At 72.9% G+C, this 25,813-nt stretch carries 27 protein-coding genes; 15 read left to right on the forward strand and 12 right to left on the reverse strand.

Features of this window, described 5'->3' with window-relative positions:
* Nucleotides 1–57 precede the first annotated feature (57 nt).
* Nucleotides 58–1,296: a phosphodiester glycosidase family protein gene (locus ABZ899_RS16205; protein WP_361346017.1), complete on the forward strand. Its 1,239-nt coding sequence runs from the start codon at nucleotides 58–60 to the stop codon at nucleotides 1,294–1,296.
* A 3-nt stretch (nucleotides 1,297–1,299) separates the two neighbouring features.
* Here ABZ899_RS16205 and ABZ899_RS16210 read toward each other — a convergent pair whose 3' ends face one another.
* The 6 genes from ABZ899_RS16210 to ABZ899_RS16235 form a co-directional block, all read right to left on the reverse strand.
* Complete coding sequence (locus ABZ899_RS16210; RefSeq protein ID WP_361346019.1) at nucleotides 1,300–1,494, reverse strand: hypothetical protein; 195 nt, start codon at nucleotides 1,492–1,494, stop codon at nucleotides 1,300–1,302.
* Between the two features lie 181 nt (nucleotides 1,495–1,675).
* A complete protein-coding gene (locus ABZ899_RS16215; RefSeq protein WP_361346021.1) occupies nucleotides 1,676–2,539 on the reverse strand; it encodes a phosphatidylinositol-specific phospholipase C/glycerophosphodiester phosphodiesterase family protein in 864 nt (287 codons plus the stop codon).
* 183 nt (nucleotides 2,540–2,722) lie between these two features.
* A complete protein-coding gene (locus tag ABZ899_RS16220; protein WP_361346023.1) occupies nucleotides 2,723–3,805 on the reverse strand; it encodes an acyl-CoA dehydrogenase family protein in 1,083 nt (360 codons plus the stop codon).
* Complete coding sequence (locus ABZ899_RS16225) at nucleotides 3,802–5,019, reverse strand: acyl-CoA dehydrogenase family protein (protein ID WP_361346025.1); 1,218 nt, start codon at nucleotides 5,017–5,019, stop codon at nucleotides 3,802–3,804. Before ABZ899_RS16225 ends, ABZ899_RS16220 begins: the two co-directional genes overlap by 4 nt.
* Nucleotides 5,016–5,993, reverse strand: a complete 978-nt coding sequence (locus ABZ899_RS16230) for an NADPH:quinone oxidoreductase family protein (protein WP_361346027.1) — start codon at nucleotides 5,991–5,993, stop codon at nucleotides 5,016–5,018. Before ABZ899_RS16230 ends, ABZ899_RS16225 begins: the two co-directional genes overlap by 4 nt.
* Before the next feature lie 88 nt (nucleotides 5,994–6,081).
* The gene (locus ABZ899_RS16235; protein WP_361346029.1) at nucleotides 6,082–6,657 is read right to left on the reverse strand and encodes an XRE family transcriptional regulator; all 576 of its coding nucleotides are present in this window, start codon (nucleotides 6,655–6,657) and stop codon (nucleotides 6,082–6,084) included.
* A 92-nt stretch (nucleotides 6,658–6,749) separates the two neighbouring features.
* Between ABZ899_RS16235 and ABZ899_RS16240 the strand changes: the two genes are divergently transcribed.
* The 5 genes from ABZ899_RS16240 (at nucleotide 6,750) to ABZ899_RS16260 (ending at nucleotide 11,531) form a co-directional block, all read left to right on the forward strand.
* Nucleotides 6,750–7,682 carry an NAD(P)/FAD-dependent oxidoreductase gene (locus ABZ899_RS16240; protein WP_361346031.1) on the forward strand — a complete coding sequence of 311 codons (933 nt, stop codon included), beginning with the start codon at nucleotides 6,750–6,752 and terminating at the stop codon, nucleotides 7,680–7,682.
* A gap of 108 nt (nucleotides 7,683–7,790) precedes the next feature.
* On the forward strand, nucleotides 7,791–9,329 hold the full coding sequence (locus ABZ899_RS16245) for an ATP-dependent DNA ligase (RefSeq protein ID WP_361346033.1): 1,539 nt from the start codon (nucleotides 7,791–7,793) through the stop codon (nucleotides 9,327–9,329).
* Nucleotides 9,326–9,799 (forward strand): NUDIX domain-containing protein, encoded by a 474-nt coding sequence (locus ABZ899_RS16250; protein WP_361346035.1) that lies wholly within the window; start codon nucleotides 9,326–9,328, stop codon nucleotides 9,797–9,799. Before ABZ899_RS16245 ends, ABZ899_RS16250 begins: the two co-directional genes overlap by 4 nt.
* Nucleotides 9,800–9,874: 75 nt before the next feature.
* Nucleotides 9,875–11,269 carry an NADP-dependent succinic semialdehyde dehydrogenase gene (locus tag ABZ899_RS16255; protein ID WP_361346037.1) on the forward strand — a complete coding sequence of 465 codons (1,395 nt, stop codon included), beginning with the start codon at nucleotides 9,875–9,877 and terminating at the stop codon, nucleotides 11,267–11,269.
* A gap of 25 nt (nucleotides 11,270–11,294) precedes the next feature.
* Nucleotides 11,295–11,531 carry a DUF6213 family protein gene (locus ABZ899_RS16260; RefSeq protein WP_062668052.1) on the forward strand — a complete coding sequence of 79 codons (237 nt, stop codon included), beginning with the start codon at nucleotides 11,295–11,297 and terminating at the stop codon, nucleotides 11,529–11,531.
* Between the two features lie 97 nt (nucleotides 11,532–11,628).
* Here ABZ899_RS16260 and ABZ899_RS16265 read toward each other — a convergent pair whose 3' ends face one another.
* Nucleotides 11,629–12,855, reverse strand: coding sequence for an acyl-CoA dehydrogenase family protein (locus ABZ899_RS16265; RefSeq protein WP_361346039.1), 1,227 nt, complete (start codon nucleotides 12,853–12,855; stop codon nucleotides 11,629–11,631).
* A 184-nt stretch (nucleotides 12,856–13,039) separates the two neighbouring features.
* Here ABZ899_RS16265 and ABZ899_RS16270 point away from each other — a divergent pair, with 184 nt between their 5' ends.
* Nucleotides 13,040–13,684 carry a TetR family transcriptional regulator gene (locus ABZ899_RS16270; RefSeq protein ID WP_062668054.1) on the forward strand — a complete coding sequence of 215 codons (645 nt, stop codon included), beginning with the start codon at nucleotides 13,040–13,042 and terminating at the stop codon, nucleotides 13,682–13,684.
* Nucleotides 13,685–13,704: 20 nt separating this feature from the next.
* On the opposite strand, the gene def is transcribed toward ABZ899_RS16270, so the two are convergent.
* Entirely contained in the window at nucleotides 13,705–14,250 is a 546-nt protein-coding gene (gene def, locus ABZ899_RS16275) for a peptide deformylase (protein ID WP_361346041.1), read from the reverse strand.
* 113 nt (nucleotides 14,251–14,363) lie between these two features.
* Between def and ABZ899_RS16280 the strand changes: the two genes are divergently transcribed.
* The 5 genes from ABZ899_RS16280 (at nucleotide 14,364) to ABZ899_RS16300 (ending at nucleotide 18,827) form a co-directional block, all read left to right on the forward strand.
* The gene (locus tag ABZ899_RS16280; RefSeq protein WP_361346043.1) at nucleotides 14,364–15,602 is read left to right on the forward strand and encodes a MurT ligase domain-containing protein; all 1,239 of its coding nucleotides are present in this window, start codon (nucleotides 14,364–14,366) and stop codon (nucleotides 15,600–15,602) included.
* A gap of 25 nt (nucleotides 15,603–15,627) precedes the next feature.
* Complete coding sequence (locus ABZ899_RS16285; RefSeq protein WP_361346045.1) at nucleotides 15,628–16,356, forward strand: glutamine amidotransferase; 729 nt, start codon at nucleotides 15,628–15,630, stop codon at nucleotides 16,354–16,356.
* Nucleotides 16,357–16,522: 166 nt separating this feature from the next.
* Nucleotides 16,523–17,548, forward strand: a complete 1,026-nt coding sequence (locus ABZ899_RS16290; RefSeq protein WP_361346047.1) for a 6-phosphofructokinase — start codon at nucleotides 16,523–16,525, stop codon at nucleotides 17,546–17,548.
* A 112-nt stretch (nucleotides 17,549–17,660) separates the two neighbouring features.
* Nucleotides 17,661–18,611, forward strand: a complete 951-nt coding sequence (locus ABZ899_RS16295; protein WP_361346049.1) for a cytochrome c oxidase assembly protein — start codon at nucleotides 17,661–17,663, stop codon at nucleotides 18,609–18,611.
* Nucleotides 18,612–18,656: 45 nt separating this feature from the next.
* Nucleotides 18,657–18,827 (forward strand): hypothetical protein, encoded by a 171-nt coding sequence (locus ABZ899_RS16300; RefSeq protein WP_361346051.1) that lies wholly within the window; start codon nucleotides 18,657–18,659, stop codon nucleotides 18,825–18,827.
* Between the two features lie 3 nt (nucleotides 18,828–18,830).
* Here the strand turns inward: ABZ899_RS16300 and ABZ899_RS16305 are convergent, their stop codons facing one another.
* From ABZ899_RS16305 to ABZ899_RS16320, 4 genes are read right to left on the reverse strand one after another with little or no spacing between them, the layout of a single operon-like run.
* Complete coding sequence (locus ABZ899_RS16305; RefSeq protein ID WP_361346053.1) at nucleotides 18,831–20,051, reverse strand: histidine kinase; 1,221 nt, start codon at nucleotides 20,049–20,051, stop codon at nucleotides 18,831–18,833.
* Nucleotides 20,048–21,760: a cation acetate symporter gene (locus ABZ899_RS16310; protein WP_361346055.1), complete on the reverse strand. Its 1,713-nt coding sequence runs from the start codon at nucleotides 21,758–21,760 to the stop codon at nucleotides 20,048–20,050. The genes ABZ899_RS16305 and ABZ899_RS16310 overlap by 4 nt, the downstream gene beginning before the upstream one ends.
* Nucleotides 21,761–21,814: 54 nt before the next feature.
* Entirely contained in the window at nucleotides 21,815–22,180 is a 366-nt protein-coding gene (locus tag ABZ899_RS16315) for a hypothetical protein (RefSeq protein ID WP_361346057.1), read from the reverse strand.
* A gap of 2 nt (nucleotides 22,181–22,182) precedes the next feature.
* Entirely contained in the window at nucleotides 22,183–22,932 is a 750-nt protein-coding gene (locus ABZ899_RS16320) for a LytTR family DNA-binding domain-containing protein (protein ID WP_361346059.1), read from the reverse strand.
* 89 nt (nucleotides 22,933–23,021) lie between these two features.
* Between ABZ899_RS16320 and ABZ899_RS16325 the strand changes: the two genes are divergently transcribed.
* The 3 genes from ABZ899_RS16325 (at nucleotide 23,022) to rocD (ending at nucleotide 25,678) form a co-directional block, all read left to right on the forward strand.
* Nucleotides 23,022–23,534 carry an Lrp/AsnC family transcriptional regulator gene (locus ABZ899_RS16325; RefSeq protein WP_361346061.1) on the forward strand — a complete coding sequence of 171 codons (513 nt, stop codon included), beginning with the start codon at nucleotides 23,022–23,024 and terminating at the stop codon, nucleotides 23,532–23,534.
* 117 nt (nucleotides 23,535–23,651) lie between these two features.
* On the forward strand, nucleotides 23,652–24,464 hold the full coding sequence (gene ddaH / locus ABZ899_RS16330; protein ID WP_361346063.1) for a dimethylargininase: 813 nt from the start codon (nucleotides 23,652–23,654) through the stop codon (nucleotides 24,462–24,464).
* Nucleotides 24,461–25,678, forward strand: a complete 1,218-nt coding sequence (rocD, locus tag ABZ899_RS16335) for an ornithine--oxo-acid transaminase (protein WP_361346065.1) — start codon at nucleotides 24,461–24,463, stop codon at nucleotides 25,676–25,678. The genes ddaH and rocD overlap by 4 nt, the downstream gene beginning before the upstream one ends.
* Nucleotides 25,679–25,813: the final 135 nt, after the last annotated feature.

The following is a 25,813-nucleotide window of genomic DNA, read 5'->3' on the forward strand; positions in this document are numbered from 1 at the left end:
TCGTCTGGTGCACTTCCCCTGAGTCCTGCCACATTTGACGTGACCTCAGGGGGGATCGTGACGCTTCGTCGGAGGAGATTCGGCACGGCCCGGGCGGCGCTCGCGCTGCTCACGGCGTTCGGCGCGCTGGCCGGTGCGGCCCTGACGGGGGCGGCACCGGCCGGCGCCGTGCAGCGGGGCACCCGGGTCGCGCCCGGTGTGGTCTACGACGAGTTCGACATCGCGGCGGCGAAGGGCACCGCGCACGCCCATGTCCTCACCGTCGACCTGCGGGAACGGCGGGTCCGCCTGGGCCTGCTGCACCCCGGGGCGGTGGCCGCGCGGGCGCCGGTCTCCCGGCAGGCGGCCGCGCTGGGGGCCGTCGCCGGGGTGAACGGCGACTTCTTCAACATCAGCGAGACCCAGCACCCCGGTGTCCAGGCGACCGGTGCGAGCGTGGGCCCGGCGATCGCGCGGGGCCGGGTGCTGAAGGGCGCGGTGCCGGACGGCCAGCGCTTCGGCCCGCCGCTGCCGCCCGGCACGAGCACCGAAAACGTCTTCGGGGTGGGGACCGACCGCCGGGCCCGGCTGGACCGGCTGCGCTTGACCGGCTCCGTCCGCACCCCCGGGGGTGTGCTGCCGCTGCGCGGCCTGAACCAGTACGCGCTGCCGGTCGGCTCGGTCGGGGCGTTCACGGCTGCCTGGGGCAGCGCGTCCCGGGTGCGCGCCACCTGCGGCACCGACACCGACCGGGCGGCCCCGTGCAGCACGGACACCTACGAGGTGACCGTCCGCCGCGGCCGGGTCGTGGCGGCCTCGGACACCCCCGGCGGCGGTCCGGTGGCCGCGGGCACCACGGTCCTCGTCGGCCGGGAGGAGGGCGCGCGGCGGCTGCGGAAGTTCTTCGTGGGCGAGCGGGTGACGGTACGGCACCGGCTGGTGGCGGCGGCGTCACGGGTCCCGTACCGCTTCGCGCTCGGCGGCTATCCGGTGCTGGCCGGCGGACGGCCGTTGCCCGGCCTGGACGACCGGACGTCGGCGGTGCGCACCGCCGTCGGCGTCGCGGACGGCGGCCGGCGCGTGGTGCTGCTCGCGCTGGACGGCGCACCCGCGTACCGCACGGGCCTGACCGTCGCGGAAGTGGCGGCGGTCATGCGGGAGTTGGGGTCGGTGCATGCCTTAAGCCTGGACGGCGGCGGCTCCTCGACCCTGGTCGCCCGTGAGCCGGGCGCGCCGGCCGTCTCCGTGCGCAACCATCCGTCCGACGGGACGGAGCGGCCCGTCGCCAACGGCATCGGGGTGTTCTCGACGCCCTGAGCCTCACGGCCTCAGACTGCTGACGATGTCCGCCGTGGCGGTCAGGCCGCTGCTGATGGTCGGCGCCATGCTGGTGCTGGCCAGGTAGAAGCCGAGCAGCAGACAGACCAGGGCGTGGGTGATCTTCAGTCCGCCGCTGCGGATGAAGATCACCGCCAGAATGAACAGCAGCAGTACCACCGAGATGGAAATGGCCATCGTCAACCTCCTCCGCCACGCCGCATCGCCCGGTTCACGGCGTTCGGCCGCAAGTGTGGCGTAGCGGAGGGTTCGTCCGGGCGGCTGACCTGTCCCCCGAACGTGTGATGTTCGGGGTCGTACGGCCAGGGCCTTTCGTTTGGATCATCCCGGCGTCGCGGGCTGATCCGAACGAAAGGCCCTACCCGCGGCGATGGCCGTCCAGGAACGCCTCCAGGCCGGCGAGGTCGTCGGTGTTGAGGTGGTCGACCCCGGCGGCGAGCAGTTCGGCCCAGAGGGCGTCGCGGGCGGGCCCCGGCGTGTCCGGTGTGGCCCAGAACCGGACCCGCTGACCGCGCGAGTGGGCCGCGCCGGTGAGCGTGCGCAGCCTGCTCCGCTCGGCGTCCGGGAAGGGGCCTGAACCCAGCCAGGTGAAGTTCAGCGTCCAGTTGTCGCTGATCAGCGGGATGAGGGAGGCGGGCGCTGCGCTGCCGAGGTCGGTGAGACGGCCGTCGTAGAAGGCGTGGCGGACCTGCTGGGCCTCCATCGGGGCGCGGGCCGCACGGTCGCCGGACACCACGGCGGTGACCGGACCGGGGTGCACCCGGCCGTGGGCCGAGGTCGTGAACAGATGCCGGTAGCGGGCGAGACGCCGGTCGAGTGCGAGGTAGGTCGAGGCGCCCTCGGTCTTGATGTCGACCAGCAGCTGGAACGACCGGTGACCACCGGGATGCACCCGGCCGTGATGGGCCCGGACGCGGGCGGCGAGCGGGTCGAGGTACAGGGCCTCCAGCGTGCGTGAGGGGTCGAGGCCCTCGGTGTCGTGCGCCACCAGGAGCCGGCCGTCGACGAGGTGGATGTCCGCTTCGACGCTGCCGAAGCGGTGGTCGAGGGCGTCGAGGAGGGGCCGCGGGTGCGCGTAGTCGTTGTGGGCGTGGGCCCGCCACAACGGGCGGCCGCGGTGCGGGTGTTCACCCGCCTGGGCACGGGCCGCGGGGAGGGCGGCCGCGCCGGCGAGGGCGGCGCCGAGGGTGGTGAGGGCTCTGCGACGGGTGGTGGGTGCCATGCTTCGCCTCCGTGTCGTGCCGGACGGGACCGCAGCGAGTATGCGATCCCGGCGGACCCGAACAGCAGGGGCCCGGAAGGGAATTGGCCGAACCGCCGCCCCTCGTTCACCTCATCCGCGCACGACGCACGGAGAAGCCCGCCCCTGCTGGGGCGGGCTTCTCCCGCGCTTTGCCCGGTTGCCTCAGGGAGCGCGGAGGTCGACGAGTTCGGCCAGCGCCGCGCGATGGGCGCCCGCCGTGCCGTAGGCGAGCGAGTCGGCCTTGGCCCGCTTCAGGTAGAGATGGACCGGGTGCTCCCAGGTCATGCCGATCCCGCCGTGCAACTGCAGGGCCTCCTCGGCGGCGTGGACGGCCACCGGGGACCCGTAGGACTGCGCGACGGCGACCGTCACGTCCGTGTCCTCGCCGGTCGCCAGCGCGTCGGCGGCCGCGCGGGCGGCGGCGCGCAGGTTGACGACCTCCAGCCACAGCTGGGCGAGCCGGTGCTTGAGGGCCTGGAAGCCGCCGACGGGGCGGTTGAACTGCTTGCGGTCCTTCAGGTAGCGCACCGTCTCGGTCAGCGTCCACTCGGCGAGCCCGAGTTGCTCGGAGGCGAGCAGCCCGGCGCCGGCGCGCAGCGCGCGTCGTACGGCGGGCCCGGCGTCGCCCAGCAGGCGGCCGGGAGCGCCGTCCAGGCTGACCGTGGCGAGGGGCCGGGTCAGATCCAGGGACGGGCGCGGCGTGACGGTCACGGCGTCGGCGTCGACCGCGTACAGCCCGCCGTCGTCGGCCGGGACGAGCAGGACGTCGGCGATCACGGCGTCCGCGACGCCGGTCGACTCGCCGTGCAGGGCGCCGCCTTCACGGCGGACGACCTGGCGGGCGCCGCCCGCGGCGGTGTTCAGGGGGAGCGCGAGCACGGCCACGGTCGTCGCGGACGCCAGCCGGCCGAGCAGGTCGTCGTCCCCGCACTCCAGCAGGGCCTCGGTGGCCACGACCGCGCTGGTCAGATACGGCACCGGGGCGACGGCCCGCCCCAGCTCCTCCAGGACGACGGCGGCTTCGCGGTGCGTGGCGCCCTGTCCGCCCAGCTCCTCGGGGATGAGCAGGCCGGCGAGCCCCATGCCGCCGGCGAGCGCCTTCCAGGCCGCCATGTCGTGCGGCGAGCCGGACTCGGTGCGGGCGATGACACCGGGGGCGTCGCAGTGGTCGGCGAGCAGGTCCCGTACGGCGGCCCGCAGCGCGTCTTCCTCCTCGGAGTACAGCAGATCGGGCTGTGTGCTCATCGGGCGAGGTCCTTCCAGGCGACGTCCTTGTCGGTGCGCGGCTCGGGGGGCAGGCCCAGGACGCGCTCGGCGACGATGTTCAGCAGGACCTCGCTGGTCCCGCCCTCGATGCTGTTGCCCTTGGAGCGCAGGTAGCGGTACCCGGCGTCACGGCCGGTGAAGTCCACCAGCTCCGGCCGGCGCATGGTCCAGTCGTCGTACAGCAGGCCCTCCTCGCCGCGGAGTTCGACCTCCAGGCCGCTGATCTCCTGGTTGAGGCGGGCGAAGGCGAGCTTCATGCCGGCGCCCTCGGGGCCGGGCTGCCCGGCGACGAGCTGCTGGCGCAGCCGCTCGGCGGTGAGGCGGGACACCTCGGCGTCCACCCACAGTTTCAGCAGCCGCTGGTGCAGGTCGTGGGTGCGCAGTTCGGGGCGTTCGCGCCAGGTCTTCGCGACCGGGCCGATCATGCCGCCCTCACGGGGCAACCGCATGCCGCCGATGGCGACGCGCTCGTTGTTCAGGGTGGTCTGGGCGACCCGCCAGCCGTCGCCGACGGCGCCGAGCCGACGGGAGTCCGGGATGCGGACGTCGGTCAGGAAGACCTCGTTGAACTCGGCCTCGCCGGTGATCTGGCGCAGCGGGCGGACCTCGACGCCGGGGTCGGTCATGTCGCACAGGAAGTACGTGATCCCCGCGTGCTTGGGCACGTCCGGGTCGGTGCGCGCGATGAGGATGGCCCAGCGGGCGAGGTGGGCGCTGGACGTCCACACCTTCTGCCCGTTGACCACCCAGTCCCCCCCGCTCCCGGCTTCGCCCGGGCGGGAGGTGCCCCCGTCCTCCCGGACGGCACGGGTGCCGAGCGCCGCCAGGTCGGAGCCGGCGCCGGGCTCGCTGAAGAGCTGGCACCAGACCTCCTCGCCGGTCCACAGGGGCCGCAGGAAGCGCTGCTTCTGCTCCTCGGTGCCGTACTTGAGGATGGTCGGCGCGGCCATGCCGAGGCCGATGCCGATGCGCCGCGGCTCGTTGTCGGGGGCTTCGGCGGCGTCCAGTTCGGCGTCCACGACGGCCTGGAGGGAGCGCGGCGCGCCGAGGCCGCCGAGGCCCTCGGGGTAGTGGACCCAGGCCAGGCCCGCGTCGAAGCGGGCGCGCAGGAAGTCCAGGCGGCCGGTCGTGGCCGGTGGGTGCGCGGCCAGCAACTCCTGGGTCCGGCGGCGCAGTTCGGCGGCGTCGGTCATGCCGCTCCTCCTTCGGTGAGTCCCGGGAGCACGGCGACACGGCCGGTGGTGACGCCGTCGGCGACCCGCTGGACGGCGGCCGCCGCCCCGGTCAGCGGGACGCGCTCGCTGACGAGCGGTTTGACGGCGCCCTGCGCGGCCAGCTCGGTGAGCCGTTCGTGGCAGTGCCGGACCAGCTTGGGGTTCTTGGTGTTGTACAGGCCCCAGTGCAGGCCCAGGATCGAGTAGTTCTTCACCAGGGCGTGGTTGAGGGCGGGGCTCGGGATGGTGCCGCTCGCGAAGCCGACGACGACGATCCGGCCCTCGAAGGCGACGGTCTTGGCGGACTGGGTGTAGGCCGCACCGCCGACGGGGTCGTACACGACGTCGGCGCCCCGGCCGCCGGTCGCCTCCTTGACGGCGCCGATGACGTCCTCGGCGTGCCGGTCGATCACCACGTCGCAGCCGAGCTCGCGGGCCACGGCCGCCTTGGCGGCGCCGCCCACCACTCCGATGACCCGGGCGCCGGCCGCCTTGCCGAGCTGGACGGCGGCGCTGCCGACCCCGCCCGCGGCCGCGTGGACCAGCAGGGTCTCGCCGGCTTCGAGCCCCGCGCGGCGGTGCAGGCCGAACCAGCCGGTCTGGTATCCGATGTGCAGGGCGGCGGCCTCGGCGTCGTCGAGGGCGTCGGGCGCGGGCAGCAGGGCGGCGGCGTCCGCGACGGTGTACTCGGCGAATCCACCGTGCGGCAGCGCGGGGGTGGCCAGGACGCGGCGGCCGTCCTCGGTCTCGCCGCAGATCTCCACACCGGGCGTGAACGGCAGCGGGGGCCGGACCTGGTACTGGCCCCGGCACAGCAGCGCGTCGGGGAAGTTGACGTTCGCGGCACGCACCTTCAGCAGGACCTGGCCGTCGCCGGGCGTGGGCGGTTCGATCTCGTCGAGTCGCATCACCTCGCCCGGTTCGCCGTTGCTGTGCACTTGCCATGCCTGCATGCGGAGCCTCCACGGGGGACTGCGTCGTCTGTCCGGGTCGGTTCGCATACTAAGCGGTCGCTTGCCGATCAGGGAACCGTCGAACGCGTCACGTATGCCGAGGCCGTGCCCGTACGTGCATCCGCTCGCCCTGCGGCCCGAACAGGCTCAGGAACTCCACGGGCCCCTCCCCCGTCGAGCCGAACCAGTGCGGGACCCGCGTGTCGAACTCGGCGGCCTCCCCCGCGGTGAGCACCACGTCGTGCTCCCCCAGCACGAGCCGCAGCCGGCCGGACAGGACGTACAGCCACTCGTAGCCCTCGTGGGTGCGCGGCTCCGGAGGGCAGCGGCGCTGCGGTTCGAGCACCTTGAACGCCTGCAGGCCGCCGGGCTGGCGCGTGAGCGGCCAGTGCTTGCGGCCGTAGCGCTCGATCGGCTCGGTCGCGCGCACCCTCGGGTCGCCGACGGCCGGGTTGCCGACCAGCTCGTCCAGCGGCACCTGGTGGGCGCGGGCGATCGGCAGCAGCAGTTCCAGGCTGGGCCGGCGCAGGCCGGACTCGAGCCGGGAGAGCGTGCTCACCGAGATGCCGGTGGCCTCGGACAGCGCGGAGAGCGTCACCTCGCGCTCCTTGCGCATCCGGCGCAGCCTGGGGCCCACACCGGCAAGGACGTCGTCGTCACTCATGCTTTCGTCCGCCATGCGGTCATTGCAGTTTCGGCAACCATGTTTGTCAATCCCGCAGGGCGCGCCGCAGGGTTCAGGTGGAGGTGGTCATCGTGACCGAAACGTACGAAGTGATCGTGGTCGGCGGCGGCGCGGCCGGGCTGTCCGCCGCGCTCGTCCTGGGCCGCGCCCGCCGCCGCACCCTGGTCGTGGACGCCGGGGAGCCGCGCAACGCGCCCGCCGCCCATGTGCAGGGCTATCTGACCCGCGACGGCATGCCGCCCGCCGAGTTCCTGGCCGTGGGCCGGGAGGAGATCGCGCGATACGGGGTGGAGCTGGTCCGGGACCGGGCGGTGGACGTCTCCCGCGACGGGGAGGCCGGCGACTTCGCGGTCGAGCTGGCGGGCGGCCGGACCGTGCGCGCCCGGCGCCTGATCGTCGCCACCGGCCTCGCGGACGAGATGCCGGCGGTCCCCGGCGTCGCCGAGCGCTTCGGCGCGGACGTGCTGCACTGCCCGTACTGCCACGGCTGGGAGGTCCGCGACCGGGCCTTCGGCGTCCTGGCGACCACCCCGCTCGGCGCCCACCAGGCGATCATGGTGTCGCAGTGGTCGAAGGACGTGACCTTCTTCCTGCACGAGGTCGCCGAGTCCGACCTCACGGACGACGATGTGCGCAGGCTGGCGGCGGCCGGGGTGAAGGTGGTCCCGGGCGAGGTGGCCGGGCTGGTGGTCGAGGACGACCGGCTCACCGGCGTCCGGCTGGCCGACGGCAGCCTTCACACGCGCGAGGTGCTGTTCGTCGCCCCGCGCGCGGTGCCGCGGACCGGCCTGCTGGAGAGGCTGGGCGCCGAACTCCACGCGACCCCGTTCGGCTCCTACCCGGTGGTGGACGCCACCGGCCTGACCTCGGTACCGGGCGTCTGGGCGGCCGGCAACGCGATGGGCTTCTCCGAACAGGTGGTCAACGCCGCCTCAGCCGGCTACCGGGCAGCGGCCACCCTCAACGGAGAACTCCTCTTCGCCGACCTGGACGCGAGGCGGTAGCGGTCACGTCGAACGCCGCGACCGCACGCGCCCCCCCGGGGGCGCGGCGGACCACACACCCGCGACGTCCAGGTGTAAACCCGCGGAGCGCGTCGCAGGATGGTCTGCATGCTGCTGACCCGTCTGGCCCGCGTGTCCCAGGAGGTCGCCGCGACGTCGGCGCGGTCCCGGAAGATCGCTCTGCTCGCGGAGCTCTTCCGGGACGCCGAGGCGGACGACGTGCCCATCGTCATCCCGTACCTGGCGGGCCGGCTGCCCCAGGGACGGCTCGGCGTCGGCTGGAAGGTGCTGAGCCGTCCGGTTCCCCCGGCCGCCGAGCCGACCCTGACCGTCCATGAGGTGGACGCCCGGCTCACCGCGCTCGGCAAGGTGTCCGGCTCCGGCTCGCAGACCGAACGCACCCGCCTCGTCGGCGAGTTGATGGGCGCGGCGACCGAGGACGAGCAGCGTTTCCTGCTGGGTCTGATCACCGGCGAGGTACGCCAGGGCGCGCTCGACGCGGTGGCGGTGGAAGGGCTGGCGCAGGCCACCGGCGCACCGTCCGCGGACGTACGGCGGGCGGTCATGCTCGCCGGCTCCCTCCAGAGCGTCGCGCAGGCCCTGCTCGCGGACGGCCCGGAGTCGCTGGACCGCTTCCGGCTCACCGTCGGCCGCCCGGTGCTGCCGATGCTGGCGCACACCGCGTCCTCGGTGTCCGAGGCGGTCGGCAAGCTGGGCGCCTGCGCGGTGGAGGAGAAGCTGGACGGCATCCGCGTCCAGCTCCACCGCGACGGCGACACCGTGCGGGCGTACACCCGCACCCTGGACGACATCACCGACCGGCTCCCCGAAGTCGTCGCGGCGGCACGGGAGTTGCGGGGTGAGCGGTTCATCCTCGACGGCGAGGTCATCGCGTTCGACGCCACCGGGCGGCCCCGCTCCTTCCAGGAGACCGCGGGCCGCGTCGGCTCCCGGGTGGACGTCGCGACGGCCGCCCGGGAGGTCCCCGTCTCCCCCGTCTTCTTCGACGCCCTGTCCGTCGACGGCCGCGACCTGCTCGACCTGCCGTTCACCGAGCGGCACGCGGAGCTGGCCCGGCTGGTCCCGGAGCCGATGCGGGTGCGCCGCGCCCTGGTGTCCGGCCCCGACGACCTGCCGCGCGCCGAGGAGTTCCTCGCGGAGACCCTGGAGCGGGGCCACGAGGGCGTCGTCGTCAAGGCGCTCGACGCGCCCTACAGCGCGGGCCGGCGCGGCGCGTCCTGGCTGAAGGTCAAACCGGTGCACACCCTGGACCTGGTGGTCCTGGCCGCCGAGTGGGGCCACGGCCGCAGGACCGGCAAGCTCTCCAACCTGCACCTGGGCGCGCGCACCGCGGACGGCGGGTTCGCCATGCTGGGCAAGACGTTCAAGGGCATGACGGACGCGCTGCTGACCTGGCAGACCGAACGGCTCCAGGAGCTCGCCGTGCGCGACCACCCCTGGGGGGTGACCGTGCGCCCCGACCTGGTCGTCGAGATCGCGTACGACGGTCTGCAGCGCTCCTCCCGCTACCCGGCCGGGGTGACGCTCCGCTTCGCGCGGGTGCTGCGCTACCGCGAGGACAAGCGCCCGGAGGAGGCGGACACCGTCGAGTCGCTGCTGGCCGCGCACCCCGGAGTGCGGCCGTGAGCGCGGCCCGCGAGCTGCGCAGCGCCGGCCTGCTGCTGTTCCGCCGTACCGGGGCCGGCCCGGAGGTGCTGCTCGGCCACATGGGTGGCCCGTACTTCGCGCGGCGGGACGCCGGGGCCTGGACGGTCCCGAAGGGCGAGTACCCGCCGGACGAGCCCGCGTGGGACGCGGCCCGCCGCGAGTTCCAGGAGGAGCTGGGGCTGCCGCCGCCGGACGGGGAGGCCGTCGCGCTGGGCGAGGTCCGGCAGGCGGGCGGCAAGACCGTCACCGTCTGGGCGGTCGAGGCCGACCTGGACCCGGCGGCCGTCGTGCCCGGCACGTTCACGATGGAGTGGCCGCCGCGCTCGGGTCGTACGCGGGAGTTCCCGGAGCTGGACCGGGTGGCCTGGCTCTCCCTCGACCGGGCGCGCGAGCTGATCGTCAAGGCGCAGGCCGCGTTTCTCGATCGGCTGGCGGAGCACTCGTCCTGAGCAGCAGCACGCGTTGCGGGACCCACCGCGGCGCGGGAAGGTCGAAGCAACAGGTCGCTCCCCAGGAGGTCGGTCATGCCCATCGCGACGGTCAACCCGGCGAACGGCGAGACGCTCAGGATTTTCGAGGCCATGGGCGAGGAGGAGGTCGAGCGCCGGCTCCAGCTCGCCGAGGCCACGTTCCGCACGTACCGGACCACAAGCTTCGCCGACCGCGCGCGGCTGCTGAACCGCGCCGCGGACCTCCTCGACGAGGACCAGGGTGACGTCGCCCGGATGATGACCACCGAGATGGGCAAGCCCCTCGCCCAGGCCCGCGCGGAGGCCGCCAAGTGCGCCAAGGCGATGCGCTGGTTCGCCGAGCGCGCCGAGGGGCTGCTGGCCGACGAGGAGCCCTCCGACGACGACGTGAAGGACTCGGGCGCCTCCCGGGTGCGGGTCCGCTACCGCCCGCTGGGTCCCGTGCTCGCCGTGATGCCGTGGAACTTCCCGCTGTGGCAGGTGATCCGGTTCGCCGCTCCCGCGCTGATGGCGGGCAACGTGGGCCTGCTCAAGCACGCCTCCAACGTCCCCCAGACCGCCCTGTACCTGGAGGACCTGTTCCATCGGGCGGGCTACCCGGAGGGCTGTTTCCAGACCCTGCTGATCGGCTCCGCGCAGGTCGACGACATCCTGCGCGACGGCCGGGTCAGGGCGGCCACCCTGACCGGCAGCGAGCCCGCGGGCCGCGCGGTCGCCTCCACCGCCGGCGAGATGATCAAGAAGACGGTGCTGGAGCTGGGTGGCAGCGACCCCTTTGTCGTCATGCCGTCGGCCGACCTGGACCGGGCCGCGAAGGTCGCGGTGACGGCGCGGGTGCAGAACAACGGGCAGTCGTGCATCGCCGCGAAGCGGTTCATCGTGCACACGGACGTCTACGACGCCTTCGCGGAGCGGTTCGTGGCGGGCATGAAGGCGCTGGTGGTCGGCGATCCGATGCAGGAGGGCACCGACGTCGGCCCGCTCGCCAGCGAACAGGGCCGCACGGACCTGGAGGAACTGGTCGACGACGCCCTCCGCAGCGGGGCGACGGCGCTGTGCGGCGGGCACCCGCTGCGCCGGCCCGAACTGCCGGGTTGGTACTACCCGCCGACCGTGCTGACCGGCATCACCCGCGAGATGCGCATCCACCGGGAGGAGGCGTTCGGGCCGGTCGCCACGCTGTACCGGGCGGCGGACCTGGACGAGGCGGTGCTGATCGCCAACGACACGCCCTTCGGGCTGAGTTCGAACGTGTGGACGCGCGACGACGCCGACGTGGACCGATTCGAACGGGATCTGGAGGCCGGGAGCGTGTACGTCAACGGCATGACGGCGTCGCATCCGGCGTTCCCGTTCGGCGGCGTGAAGCGGTCCGGGTACGGGCGTGAGCTGTCCGGGCACGGAATCCGCGAGTTCTGCAACATCACTACCGTTTGGCAGGGCGCGTGAGCGGAGCGCGACTACGATCCCGGGTGTGAACCGCGAAGTTACTCTGCCGCTGATCGTCGACGACCGGGGGACCTTGCAGGTGGCCGCCGCCGACGTGAGCAAGCTGCTGCGCACGCTGGGCGGCCGGTGGCTGCACCTGGTGGAGGCAGGCGCGGACGGACTGGACGAGGACACGGTCGCGGCGCTGACCATCGAGCTGGCCAAGCTCGCGGACCGGATCGACGTGGCCTGCATCGCCCACAGCAGCGGCACCACGCCGTAGGGGCCCGCGCGCCGCGCGGGCCCCGTCCACCGCTCCACGGGTCGTCTCGTCGATCACGCCGGGCTCCCGGCGTCCGGCCTGATCGACAAGACACCTCCTAGCGGATCGACATGCCCGACAGCGTGCGGGCGATCACCAGCCGCTGGATCTCGCTCGTCCCTTCGAAGATCGTGTAGATGGCCGAGTCCCGGTGCATGCGCTCCACCGGGTACTCCCGGGTGTAGCCGTTGCCGCCCAGGATCTGGATGGCCTGCGCCGTGACCTTCTTCGCCGTCTCGCTCGCGAACAGCTTCGACATCGACCCCTCGGCCGCCGTGAACGGCTTGCCGTTGATCGCCATCCAGGAGGCCCGCCACACCAGCAGCCGCGCGGCGTCGACCTGGGTGCGCATGTCGGCGAGCTGGAAGGCGACGCCCTGGTTGTCGATGATCGGGCGCCCGAACTGCTCACGCGTCGTCGCGTACTCCAGGGCGACCTCGTAGGCGGCGCGGGCGGTGCCGACCGCCATCGCGCCGACCGCCGGCCGGGACGCCTCGAAGGTGGCCATCGCGGCGTTCTTCACGCGCTCGCCGCCCTTCCTGGCCCGCTCACGCGCCCGCGCGAGGCGCTCGTCCAGCTTCTCCTTGCCGCCGAGCAGGCAGGAGCCGGGGACGCGCACGTCGTCCAGGACGACCTCGGCGGTGTGCGAGGCGCGGATGCCGTGCTTCTTGAACTTCTGCCCCTGGGACAGGCCCGGCGTGTTCGGCGGGACGATGAAGGAGGCGTGGCCCTTGGAGCCGAGCTCGGGGTCGACGACGGCGACGACGACGTGGACGTTGGCGATGCCGCCGTTGGTCGCCCAGGTCTTGGTGCCGTTGATCACCCACTCGTCCTTGGCCTCGTCGTAGACCGCGCGCGTGCGCATCGAGGCGACGTCCGAGCCGGCGTCGGGCTCGGAGGAGCAGAACGCCGCGAGCTTGACGTCGTTGGCGTCGCCGTACATCTGGGGCACCCAGGTGCCGATCTGCTCCTCGGTGCCGTTGGCGAGGACGCCGACGGCCGCGAGGCCGGTGCCGACGATGGACAGGGCGATGCCGGCGTCACCCCAGAACAGCTCCTCCATCGTCATGGGGATGCCGAGGCCGGTCTGGTCGAAGTACTGCTGGGCGTAGAAGTCCAGCGAGTAGATGCCGACCTTCGCGGCCTCCTGGATGACCGGCCAGGGAGTCTCCTCACGCTCGTCCCATTCGGCGGCCGCGGGGCGGATCACGTCGGCCGCGAAGCCGTGCAGCCAGTCCCGGACCTCCTTCTGTTCGTCGTTGAGCTCCATGGTGAACTCGGCCATGACCCCTCCAGCGGCGTACGCGCATGCCCGCTGCATGCTTGTTACTAGCGGTAACCCTAGTTTGTTACTCGTCGGTAGGTAAAGTCAACCCGCGATGCCCGCTCGGCAGCCCGTTCGATGGTCACGCCTGGTTGAGTGTTACTTTGCGCAGGCGTCACCGAACCAGTACGGGTGGGGAGAGCTCATGGACACCACGCAGCGGACGGATCAGCAGCGGTCCGCCGATCGCCGTCGGCGCGAGCTGCTGGAGGCCGCCGACAGAGTGGTGCTGCGGGACGGCCCGCAGGCCTCGATGAACGCCATCGCGGCCGAGGCCGGCATCACCAAGCCCATCCTGTACCGGCACTTCGGCGACAAGGGCGGGCTGTACGCGGCGCTGGCCAAGCGGCACACGGACGCCCTGCTGGACTCGCTGCGGGCCGCCCTGGACGCGCCCGCCGACCGGCGCGAGCGCGTCGAGTCCACCCTCGACACCTATCTGGCCGCCATCGAGGCACGCCCCCAGGTGTACCGGTTCCTGATGCATCCGGCGGAGGGCGGTCACGCCGGTGACCAGGGGTTCGACGTCGGCAAGCACTCCGCCCCGCTGCTGCGGCGGATGGGCGAGGAACTGGCCACCGTCATCGAGGAGCGCCTCGACCTCGGTCCCGGCAGCCAGCAGCTGGCCCGGGTCTGGGGCCACGGCATCGTCGGCATGATGCACGCGGCCGGGGACTGGTGGCTCGGCGAGCGGCCGTGCTCGCGGGCGGAGTTGGTGCGCAGCCTCGCGGATCTGCTGTGGGGCCGGCTCGCCGCGGCGGGCGACAAGGTGGGCGGCCCCGGCTTCTGACGGCCGCCTTCCGCGGGCGGTCAGCCGGACCGGCGCCAGGGGGCCCGTGCCACCTGGCGCATCAGCCGCCGGCGGCGCAGGCCGCCGAGCCGGTCCGCGTACACCCGGCCCTGAAGATGGTCGTACTCGTGCTGGAGGCAGCGGGCGAAGAACCCGGTGCCGTGCACGGTGACCGGCTCACCCGTCATCGTGAACCCCTCGACCACCGCGTGGTCGTACCGCTCCGTGCCCGCCTCCAGCCCCGGCAGCGACAGACAGCCCTCCGGACCCCGGACCACCACGCCGTCCGCCTCGACCAGCCGCGGGTTCACCACGTGCCCGAGATGGCGGACGTCCTCGTCGTCCGGGCAGTCGTAGACGAACACCCGCAGGGACTCCCCCACCTGGTTCGCCGCCAGGCCCACGCCGCGCGCCGCGTACATCGTGGCGAACAAGTCCTCCACGAGGGCCGCGAGTTCCGGGCCGAAGCCGGTGACCTCCGCGCAGGGGGTGTGCAGGACGGGGTCGCCGAGCAGGGTGAGGGGCCGGACTCGCCCTCGGGTGCCCGGAATGGAGCTGTTGCGCATGGCCGCAAGGGTACGGCGATTCGGGAGTGCGATTGGATCTCGAATAGGCTGACCACCACCACGTTGCCGTAGGGCTTCAGGCGCGGCGCGTACGCAAGGAGGATCGAGATCTGATGGCAGGCAACTCGGACCCGCTGACGCCGCGGGCCAAGCTCGCCGTGACCGCGGGCAAGGCGGTCGCGGCTGCATCACGCGCCGCAGGGCGTGGCAGCGGTTCGGTGATCGGCGGCCGGGTGGCGCTCAAACTCGACCCCGACCTCCTCGCCCGGCTGGCGCAGAACCTGGACGTGGTCCTGGTGTCGGCCACCAACGGCAAGACGACGACGACCCGGCTGATCGCGGAGGCGCTGCGGGCCGCGGGTCCGGTCGTCTCCAACGCGCTCGGCGCCAACATGCCGGCCGGCATCACCTCGGCGCTCGCCGGCGGCACGGAATCCCGCTACGGCGTCATCGAGGTCGACGAGAAGTACCTCGCCGGCGTCGCCCGGGACACCGACCCGAAGTGCATCGCGCTGCTCAACCTCTCGCGCGACCAGCTGGACCGGGCCGCCGAGACCCGGATGCTCGCCGAGAACTGGCGGGAGGGCCTGGCCGGTTCCAAGGCCGTGGTCGTGGCCAACGCCGACGACCCGCTGGTCGTGTGGGCCGCGTCCTCCTCCCCGAACGTGATCTGGGTCGCGGCCGGGCAGATGTGGAAGGACGACGCCTGGTCCTGCCCGTCCTGCGGCGGTGTCATGCAGCGGCCCGGCGAGGACTGGTTCTGCGGCGAGTGCGGCTTCCGCCGGCCGACGCCGAGCTGGGCGCTCTCCGGTGACCACGTGCTCGACCCGCACGGGTCGGCGTGGCCCATCCGGCTGCAGCTGCCCGGGCGGGCCAACAAGGCCAACGCCGCCTCGTCGGCCGCCGTCGCCGCCGTGTTCGGCGTGCCCCCGCAGGTCGCCCTGGAGCGGATGTACTCCGTGCAGGCCGTGGCCGGCCGGTACGACGTCGTGCAGTTCATGGAGCGGGACCTGCGCCTGCTGCTCGCGAAGAACCCGGCGGGCTGGCTGGAGACGTTCTCGCTGATCGACCCGCCGCCGACCCCGGTGATCCTCTCGGTGAACGCGCGCAGCGCCGACGGCACCGACACCTCCTGGCTGTGGGACGTCGACTACACGCGGCTGACCGGCCACCCGATCTGCGTCGTGGGTGACCGCCGGCTCGACCTCGCGGTGCGCCTGGAGGTGGCGAACCAGCAGTTCCAGGTGTTCGACACCCTCGACGAGGCCGTGCGGGCCTGCCCTCCGGGGCGGATCGAGGTCATCGCCAACTACACCGCGTTCCAGGACCTGCGCCGCCGCGTCGGCAACTGAGCCAAGAGACTTCAGGGGACTTCAAGTGAGCGACAACCAACTGCGGGTCGTCTGGATCTACCCGGACCTCCTCAGCACCTACGGCGACCAGGGCAACGTCCTCGTGGTGGAGCGCCGGGCGCGCCAGCGCGGCCTCGACGTGGCCCGCCTCGACGTGCGCAGCGACCAGCCGATCCCGACCTCCGGGGACATCTACCTCATCGGCGGCGGCGAGGACCGGCCGCAGCGGCTCGCGGCCGAGCGGCTGCGCCGGGACGGCGGGCTGCTGCGGGCCGTGGAGAACGGCGCCATCGTGTTCTCGGTGTGCGCGGGCTACCAGATCCTCGGCCACGAGTTCATCAACGACCTCGGCCAGCGCGAGCCCGGTCTCGGTCTGATCGACGTGGTGTCCGTGCGCGGTGAGGGCGCGCGGTGCGTCGGCGACGTGCTCGCGGACATCGACCCGCGGCTCGGCCTGCCCCCGCTGACCGGCTTCGAGAACCACCAGGGCGTCACGCACCTCGGCCCGACCGCCCGCCCGCTGGCCCAGGTCCGCTTCGGCAACGGCAACGGCACGGGCGACGGCACGGAGGGCGCGTACAACGACACCGTCTTCGGCACGTACATGCACGGCCCGGTCCTCGCGCGCAACCCGCAGATCGCCGACCTGCTGCTGAAGCTGGCGCTCGACGTCAACGCGCTGCCGCCGACCGACGACCGCTGGTACGAGTCTCTGCGCAACGAGCGCATCGCGGCCGCGCAGCAGCCCGCCTGAACCGGGTCGCGAAGGCCCGTCTGACGGCGTCTCCGCACAGGTGAGCGGGGCCGTCCAGCAGGCGGACGCACGGTTCGGCCCCGCCCCCCGATGCCGCTAGGGTGGCGGGGATTCGAGCCGGACAACGTGGTCCGGTCCCGGCCCACGTGGAGAAGGTTTTCGGGCTATGCGCATTGGTGTCCTCACGTCCGGCGGCGACTGCCCGGGCCTGAACGCCGTCATCCGGTCCGTCGTGCACCGCGCCGTCGTCGACCACGGCGACGAGGTCATCGGCTTCCGGGACGGGTGGAAGGGCCTCCTGGAGTGCGACTACCTCAAGCTCGACCTCGACGCGGTGGGCGGCATCCTCGCCCGCGGCGGCACGATCCTCGGTTCCTCCCGTGTCCAGCCCTCCCATCTGCGGGACGGCGTGGAGCGGGCCAAGGGCCACGTCGAGGAGCTGGGCCTGGACGCGATCATCCCGATCGGCGGCGAGGGCACGCTCAAGGCGGCCCGGCTGATGTCGGACAGCGGCCTGCCGGTCGTCGGGGTGCCGAAGACCATCGACAACGACATCGCGGTCACCGACGTCACCTTCGGTTTCGACACCGCCGTGACCGTGGCCACCGAGGCTCTGGACCGGCTGAAGACCACCGCCGAGTCCCACCAGCGCGTCCTGGTCGTCGAGGTCATGGGCCGCCACACCGGCTGGATCGCGCTGCACTCGGGCATGGCGGCCGGCGCGCACGCCATCGTCGTCCCCGAGCGGCCCTTCGACATCGACGAGCTGACCCGGCGGGTCGGGGCCCGCTTCGAGGCGGGCAAGCGCTTCGCGATCGTCGTCGCCGCGGAGGGGGCCAAGCCGGCGCCCGGCACGATGGCCTTCGACGAGGGCGGCAAGGACGTCTACGGCCATGAGCGCTTCGCGGGGATCGCCCGCCAGCTGTCCATCGAGCTGGAGCACCGGCTGGGCAAGGAGGCGCGGCCGGTGATCCTCGGGCATGTGCAGCGCGGCGGCACGCCCACCGCGTACGACCGGGTGCTGGCGACGCGGTTCGGGTGGCACGCGGTGGAGGCCGTGCACCGCGGCGAGTTCGGGCACATGACGGCGCTGCGCGGCACGGACATCGAGATGGTGCCGCTGGCGCGGGCCGTGGAGACGCTCAAGACGGTCCCCGGGGACCGCTACGAGGAAGCCGAGTGCGTCCTGTAGAGGACACCGCGCGGATCTGACGAGTCTGCCCCCGGCCGCGAGCGCGGCCGGGGGCAGTTCTAGTCTGTGTGCGGACAGAAATGCACAACCCCCACGAAACAGGAGCCGTCGGATGGATCACAGCGGGCACGGCACGATGACGGATCTGCCGCCGTTCACGCTGGGGCGAGGGCTCGCGTGGTCCACTGACCCGTTCTTCCTCATCGCCTGCCTCGTGGGGCTCGGACTGTACGCGTGGGGGGTCGTGCGGCTGCGGCGGCGCGGCGACGCCTGGCCCGTGGCCCGTACGGTGTCGTACGTCGCCGGCGTGCTGACCGTGCTGCTGGTGATGTGCACCGGGCTGAACGACTACGGCATGGTCATGTTCAGCGTGCACATGGTGCAGCACATGGTGATCAGCATGCTGTCGCCCATCCTGATCCTGCTCGGGGCGCCCGTCACCCTGGCGCTGCGCGCGCTGCCGCCCGCGGCACGGGGCCGCAAGGGGCCCCGCGAGCTGCTGCTGGCGCTGCTGCACAGCCGGTACATGCGGATCGTGACGCACCCGGCGTTCACCATCCCGATGTTCGTCGCCAGTCTCTACGCCCTGTACTTCACGCCGCTCTTCGACTTCCTGATGGGCTCGAAGACCGGGCACATCGCGATGATGGTGCACTTCCTCGCGGTCGGCGTGGTGTTCTTCTGGCCGATCATCGGCGTGGACCCCGGGCCGCACCGGCCGGGCCACCTGATGCGGATGCTGGAGCTGTTCGCCGGCATGCCGTTCCACGCGTTCTTCGGCATCGCGCTGATGATGGGGTCCGTTCCCCTGGTGGAGACGTTCAGGGACCCGCCCGCCTCCCTCGGCATCGACGCGCTCTCGGACCAGGGCGCGGCCGGCGGCATCGCCTGGGCCTTCAGCGAGATCCCGTCCGTGCTCGTGCTGATCGCGCTGCTGTTCCAGTGGTACGGCTCGGAGCAGCGCCAGGCCCGCCGCAAGGACCGCGCCGCGGACCGGGACGGCGACAAGGAGCTGGAGGCGTACAACGCCTATCTCGCGTCATTGAACGCACGCGGGAACTGAAGTCGGGGCACCATGGAGGGAACCGAACCTTAGGAGGGTGTCGCGATGCCCGGTTCTGCGGACGGTTCCACCAAGGCGATGGGGGCGCTCACGGTCGGCGGTCTGGTGATGGTGACCGCGTACACGGTGGCGCTGGGGAGCAACGGCTGGCTGTGGTTCGGGTGGGTGGTGCTGGGCCTGATCACGCTGGCGATGGTCGTCAGCCGCAGCACGTGAGCCTCAGGGGGCGGTGAGCCGCCCGGCGGAGTGCACCCCCGGCTGGTACTTCGGGAGCCGTGCGGTGATCTTCATGCCCGCGCCCGGGGCGGTCTCGATGACGAGTCCGTAGTCGTCGCCGTACACCTGCCGCAACCGGTCGTCGACGTTGGACAGGCCGATGCCCCCGGACGGGCTGCCCTCGCCGGCGAGGATGCGGCGCAGCGCGTCGGGGTCCATTCCGGCGCCGTCGTCCTCGATCACGACGAGGGCCTCGGCGCCGGCGTCCTGGGCGGTGATGCCGATATGGCACTTCGCGGCCGCCGACGACGCCCCCTTGCCCTCCAGGCCGTGCTTGACGGCGTTCTCCACGAGCGGCTGGAGGCACAGGAAGGGCAGGGCCACCGGCAGGACCTCCGGGGCGATCTGGAGGGTGACGTCGAGGCGGTCGCCGAAGCGTGCCCGCACCAGCGCCAGGTAGTGGTCGATGGCGTGCAGCTCGTCGGCGAGGGTGGTGAAGTCGCCGTGCCGGCGGAACGAGTACCGGGTGAAATCGGCGAACTCCAGCAGCAGCTCACGGGCGCGCTCGGGGTCGGTGCGCACGAAGCTGGCGATCACCGCGAGCGAGTTGAAGATGAAGTGCGGGGATATCTGGGCGCGCAGCGCCTTGATCTCGGCCTCGATGAGCCGGGTGCGGGACCGGTCGAGGTCGGCCAGCTCCAGTTGCACCGACACCCAGCGGGCGACCTCGCCGGCCGCCCGTACCAGCACCGCGGACTCGCGGGGCGCGCAGGCGACGAGGGCGCCGTGCACCCGGTCGTCGACGGTGAGCGGGGCGACGACCGCCCAGCGCACCGGGCAGTCGGGGCTGTCGCAGCTGAGCGGCAGCGCCTCGCCGCGGCCGGACTCCAGGGACCCGGCGAGGAGCTCCATGATCTGGGTGCGGTGGTGCTGGCCGACGCCGTCCCAGACCAGGACGTCGGTGCGGTCGGTCAGGCAGAGCGCGTCGGTGCCGAGCAGGGAGCGCAGCCGGCGGGCGGACTTGCGGGCGGCCTCCTCGGTGAGTCCGGCGCGCAGCGGGGGCGCGGCGAGGGTCGCGGTGTGCAGGGTCTCGAAGGTGGCGTGCTCGACGGGTGTGCCGAGGTCGCCGAGGCTCTGCGGGCGGACGGTGCGCCGGCCGAGCCAGAAGCCGGCGGCGAGCAGGGGCAGGATGGCCACGCACAGGCCCGCGACGAAGCCGCTCATGCCTTGACCTCCGCTCTGAGTTCCTCGGGCAGATGGAAGCGGGCGAGGACCGCCGCGGTGCCGGGGGGCACCCGGCCCGGGGTGGCCAGGGACACCAGGATCATGGTGAGGAAGCCGAGCGGCACCGACCAGAGAGCGGGCCAGGCGAGCAGCGCGTGCAGCGCGCCGGCCTTGGGGAAGCCCGCCATGGTGGCGGCGACGGCGAGCAGGGCGGACCCGCCGCCGACGAGCATCCCGGCGGCCGCGCCGGGCGGGGTGAGCCGGTGCCACCAGATGCCGAGGACGAGCAGCGGGCAGAACGAGGACGCCGAGACGGCGAAGGCGAGGCCCACCGCGTCGGCGACGGGCAGACCGCCGACCAGGACGCTCGCGGCCAGCGGGACCAGCATGGCGAACACGGTGCCGAGCCGGAAGTGCCGCACGCCCCGCGAGGGCAGGACGTCCTGGGTGAGGACGCCCGCGACGGCCATGGTCAGGCCGGACGCGGTGGACAGGAACGCGGCGAAGGCACCGCCCGCGACGAGCGCGCCCAGCAGTTCCCCGCCGACGCCGCCGATCATGCGGCCGGGCAGCAGCAGCGCGGCGGCGTCCGCGTCCCCGGTGAGAGTGAGCTCGGGGGCGTAGAGCCGGCCCAGGGCGCCGTAGACGGGGGGCAGCAGGTAGAAGGCGCCGATCAGGCCGAGCACGGCGACCGTGGTGCGGCGGGCGGCGACGCCGTGGGGGCTGGTGTAGAAGCGGACGACGACGTGCGGCAGCCCCATGGTGCCGAGGAAGGTGGCGAGGATCAGCCCGTACGTGGCGTACAGCGGGCGTTCGCCGCGGCTCTCGGCCTGCGAGGGGGACAGTCCGCCGCCGGTGCCGTGGTCCCGGGCGGGGACCTCGTCGCCGCGGGCGAAGGTCAGCCGGGTGCCGTTGTCGATGTGGTGCGCCCCGGCGTCGAGCCGTACCCGGCTGTCCTCGTGGGCGCGGCCGTCGACCGTGCCGTCCACGGTGACCGTCAGGGGGCTGCGCAGCTTGATCGTGATGGTGTCGTCGACGCGGACGACGCGCTGCTCGCGGAAGGCCGCGGGCTCGTCGAAGGCGTGGCGGGGGGCACCGTCGCCCTGCCAGGCGAGGACGAGGAAGAACGCGGGGACGAGGAGCGCGGTGAGCTTGAGCCAGTACTGGAACGCCTGCACGAAGGTGATGCTGCGCATGCCGCCGGCGGCGACGATGGCGACGACCACGACGGCGACGACGAGGCCGCCGAGCCAGTCGGGCGCCCCGGTGAACACGGTCAGGGTGAGTCCGGCGCCCTGGAGCTGGGGCAGCAGATACAGCCAGCCGGTGCCGACGACGAAGGCGCCGGCGAGCCGCCGCACCGCCTGCGAGGAGAGCCGTGCCTCGGCGAAGTCGGGCAGCGTGTAGGCGCCGGAGCGGCGCAGCGGGGCGGCGACGAACAGCAGCAGGACGAGGTATCCGGCGGTGTAGCCGACCGGGTACCAGAGCATGTCGGGGCCCTGGACGAGGACCAGCCCGGCGATCCCGAGGAAGGAGGCGGCGGACAGGTACTCGCCGCTGATGGCGGCGGCGTTGAGGCGGGGGCCGACGGTGCGGGAGGCCACGTAGAAGTCGGAGGTGGTGCGGGAGATGCGCAGGCCGAACGCGCCGACGAGCACGGTCGCCAGGGCCACGAGGGCGACGGCGGGGACGGCGTAGCTGGAGTTCACGGCCGGATCGGTTCCTGGTCTCGGTCTGCGGGGGCGACGGGCTGGTGGGGCGGCTCAGCGGTCCTCGACGAGGCGGACGAAGTCCCTTTCGTTGCGTTCGGCGCGGCGGACGAACCAGCGGGCCAGCAGCACCAGGGGCGCGTACAGGCCGAAGCCGAGGACCGCCCAGACCAGCTGGCGGGCGTTCGGCATCGCCGCGAAGAGCAGGGGCAGCGGGCCGACGAGCAGGCCGAGGACGGCGAGGACGGCGAGTGCGGTGCGCAGTTGGGTGCGCATCAGGGAGCGGACGTAGGTGTGGCCGAGGGTGGTCTGCTCGTCGATCTCGGTGCGGGGCCGGTAGTAGCCGGAGACGCGGCGGGTCCGGGTGCGCCGGGGCGGGCCGGTGACGACGACACGGCGGTCGGCGGGGCTGCTGGGCATCGTCATGGCCTCCGCATCAGCAGGTCCCGCAGCTCGCGCGCGTGGCGGCGGCTGACCTGGAGTTCCTCGGAGCCGACGACGACGCTCACGCTGCCCGCGTCGAGGCGGAGTTCGCCGATGTGGCGCAGGGCGACGAGGTGGCGACGGTGGATGCGCACGAAACCGCGGGAGCGCCAGCGCTCCTCCAGCGTGGACAGCGGGATGCGGACGAGGTGGCTGCCCTTGCCGGTGTGCAGACGGGCGTAGTCGCCCTGGGCCTCGACGTGGGTGATGTCGTCGACGGGGACGAAGCGGGTGACGCCGCCGAGTTCGACGGGGAGGTGGTCGGGGTCGGGTTCGCTGACCGGTATCCGCGGGGTGGCGCCGCGCTGCTCGGCGGCCCGGCGGACGGCTTCCGCGAGGCGTTCCTTGCGGACGGGTTTGAGCACGTAGTCGACGGCCTTGAGGTCGAAGGCCTGGACGGCGAAGTCCTCGTGCGCGGTGACGAACACGACGAGCGGCGGTTCGGCGAAGCCGGTGAGCAGCCGGGCCAGGTCGAGGCCGTCGAGGCCGGGCATGTTGATGTCCAGGAAGACGACGTCGATGGCCTCCGCTCCGCCGGGGCCGGACTCCAGCGCGCGGTTGATGCGGCGCAGCGCCTCGGTGGCGTCGCCGGCGCCCTCCGCGCTGCCGATCCGCGGGTCCGCGTTCAGGAGGTACAGCAGTTCCTCCAGCGAGGGGCGTTCGTCGTCGACAGCCAGGGCGCGCAACATGCACCGGAGTGTAGGAGCAACGGGCGCCGCTGGTACACGTGCCGGGAGGGGACGTTCGCGCTGGGTGCCCGGGCGCTTACAGTGCCCTCATGAACAGCGGCGCGGCTTCTTTCGACGAACTCGACCGGAAGATCATCACCGCTCTGATGGCGAACGCCCGGACCAGTTTCGCGGAGATCGGCCTGGGCGTCGGGCTCTCGGCGACGGCCGTCAAGCGGCGGGTGGACCGGCTGCGGGAGACGGGAGTGATCACCGGGTTCACGGCCACGGTCCGGCCGTCGGCGCTGGGCTGGCGCACGGAGGCGTACGTCGAGGTGTACTGCGAGGGCGCGGCACCCCCGCGGCGCCTCGCGGAGGTGGTCCGCAACCATCCGGAGATCACCGCGGCGATGACGGTGACGGGGGGCGCGGACGCGCTGCTGCACGTCCGGGCGCGGGACGTGGAGCACTTCGAGGAGGTCCTGGAACGCATCCGTGTGGAGCCGTTCATCCGCAAGACGATCAGCGTCATGGTGCTGTCCCACCTCATCCCGGAGAGTCCGGAGGCGGGCGCCACCCAGCCGGCGCCGACCGACGCAGGAGTACTGCGTGGACCGGCCTGAAGACGCAGCATTGCTGCATGGACACGCAATTCCCGTTTCTTGTCGCTCGTCAGGGTCGGTTTCTACCGTTGAGTCAATCCTCATCGACACCGTAGTAGGAAGCGGAGGAACCCCTTCGTGCCCGAAACCCGTGTGCCGCGCCGGCGGCGCTTCCTCGTCTGCGAACCCAGACACTTCGCCGTGCAGTACGCGATCAACCCGTGGATGCGACCGGACGTCCGGGTCGACGTCGATCTGGCGCACGAGCAGTGGCAGGCGCTGATCAGCGCCTACCGTTCGCACGGCCACGCGGTCGACGTGGTGGAGCCGGTCGCCGGTCTCCCCGACATGGTCTTCGCCGCGAACTCGGCGGTCGTCGTCGGCGGCCGTGTCTTCGGATCCCTCTTCCACGCGCCCGAGCGGCGCCCGGAGTCCACCCACTACGCCCAGTGGTTCCAGGCGGCGGGCTTCGACGTCCACCGCCCGGAGTCGGTGTGCGAGGGCGAGGGCGACCTGGTCTGGACGGGCCGCTACGTGCTCGCCGGGACCGGGTTCCGCACGACCCGGGAGGCGCACCGCGAGGTCCAGGAGTTCTTCGGCCACCCGGTGATCAGCCTGACGCTGGTGGACCCGTACTTCTACCACCTGGACACCGCGCTGTTCGTGCTGGACGACGACAACATCGTCTACTACCCGGAGGCGTTCTCGGCCGGCAGCCGCGAGGTGCTCGCGCGGCTCTACCCGGACGCGGTGCTCGCCTCCCGGGAGGACGCGTCCGCGTTCGGGCTGAACTCGGTGTCCGACGGCCGTCACGTCTTCATCGCGCCGCAGGCCGAGGCCCTGGCGGCCCGGCTGGACGACCGCGGCTATGTCCCCGTCCCCGTCGACCTGTCGGAGTTCCGCAAGGCCGGCGGTGGCATCAAGTGCTGCACCCAGGAGATCCGCTCATGACCGCGCCCGCGCAGACCCGTTCGTCCGCCGATCTGATCCGCGCCGAGGAGCCGGTCCTGGCGCACAACTACCATCCGCTGCCCGTGGTCGTCGCCCGTGCCGAGGGAAGCTGGGTCGAGGACGTGGAGGGCCGCCGCTACCTCGACATGCTGGCCGGCTACTCGGCCCTGAACTTCGGCCACCGCCACCCGGCGCTGATCGAGGCCGCGCACCGCCAGCTGGACCGGCTGACGCTGACCTCCCGCGCCTTCCACAACGACCGGCTCGCCGGTTTCGCCGAACGCCTGGCGGCCCTGACCGGCCAGGACATGGTGCTGCCGATGAACACGGGCGCCGAGGCCGTGGAGAGCGGCATCAAGGTGGCCCGCAAGTGGGCGTACGACGTGAAGGGCGTCCCGGCCGACCGGGCGACGATCGTGGTCGCGGCGGACAACTTCCACGGCCGGACGACGACGATCGTGTCGTTCTCCACCGACGAGTCCGCGCGGGCGGGCTTCGGGCCGTTCACGCCGGGCTTCCGGATCGTGCCCTACAACGACCTGCCGGCGCTGGAGGCGGCGGTGGACGAGACGACCGCGGCGGTGCTGCTGGAGCCGATCCAGGGCGAGGCCGGTGTCGTCATCCCGGACCAGGGCTATCTGGCCGGGGTGCGGGAGCTGACCCGCCGGGCGGGCTGCCTGTTCATCGCGGACGAGATCCAGTCGGGCCTCGGCCGAACCGGGCGCACACTGGCCGTGGAGCACGAGCCGGTCGTACCGGACGTGCTGCTGCTGGGCAAGGCGCTCGGCGGCGGCATCGTGCCGGTCTCGGCGGTGGTCGGGCGCCGGGACGTGCTGGGGGTGCTGCGGCCGGGCGAGCACGGCTCGACGTTCGGCGGCAACCCGCTGGCGGCCGCCGTCGGCACGGCGGTGGTCGAGCTGCTGGAGACGGGTGAGTTCCAGCGCCGGGCCACCGAGCTCGGCGTGGTCCTGCGGGGCGGTCTGGCGGCCCTCGTCGGCAAGGGCGTCGTCGGGTTCCGCGCGCGCGGGCTGTGGGCGGGTGTCGACATCGACCCGGCGTTCGGCACCGGCCGGGAGATCAGCGAGCGGCTGCTGGCCGAGGGCGTGCTGGTCAAGGACACCCACGGCTCCACGATCCGGCTGGCGCCGCCGCTGACGATCACGGCGGACGAGCTGACGGGCGCGCTCGCCGCCCTGGAGAAGGTCCTGGCCTGATCGGCTCGGTCCGCGATCCGCACCGGCCGCCCGGGGAGTCCGCCCCGGGCGGCCGTACGGCGTCGTCCCCACACTCCCGGCCCCCGCGGAGAGGCAAGGGGGCCCGGAAGGGCGAAGATGGGGACAAGTGGTGGT

This window comes from Streptomyces sp. NPDC046859, from assembly GCF_040645135.1.
Classification (GTDB): Bacteria; Actinomycetota; Actinomycetes; order Streptomycetales; family Streptomycetaceae; genus Streptomyces.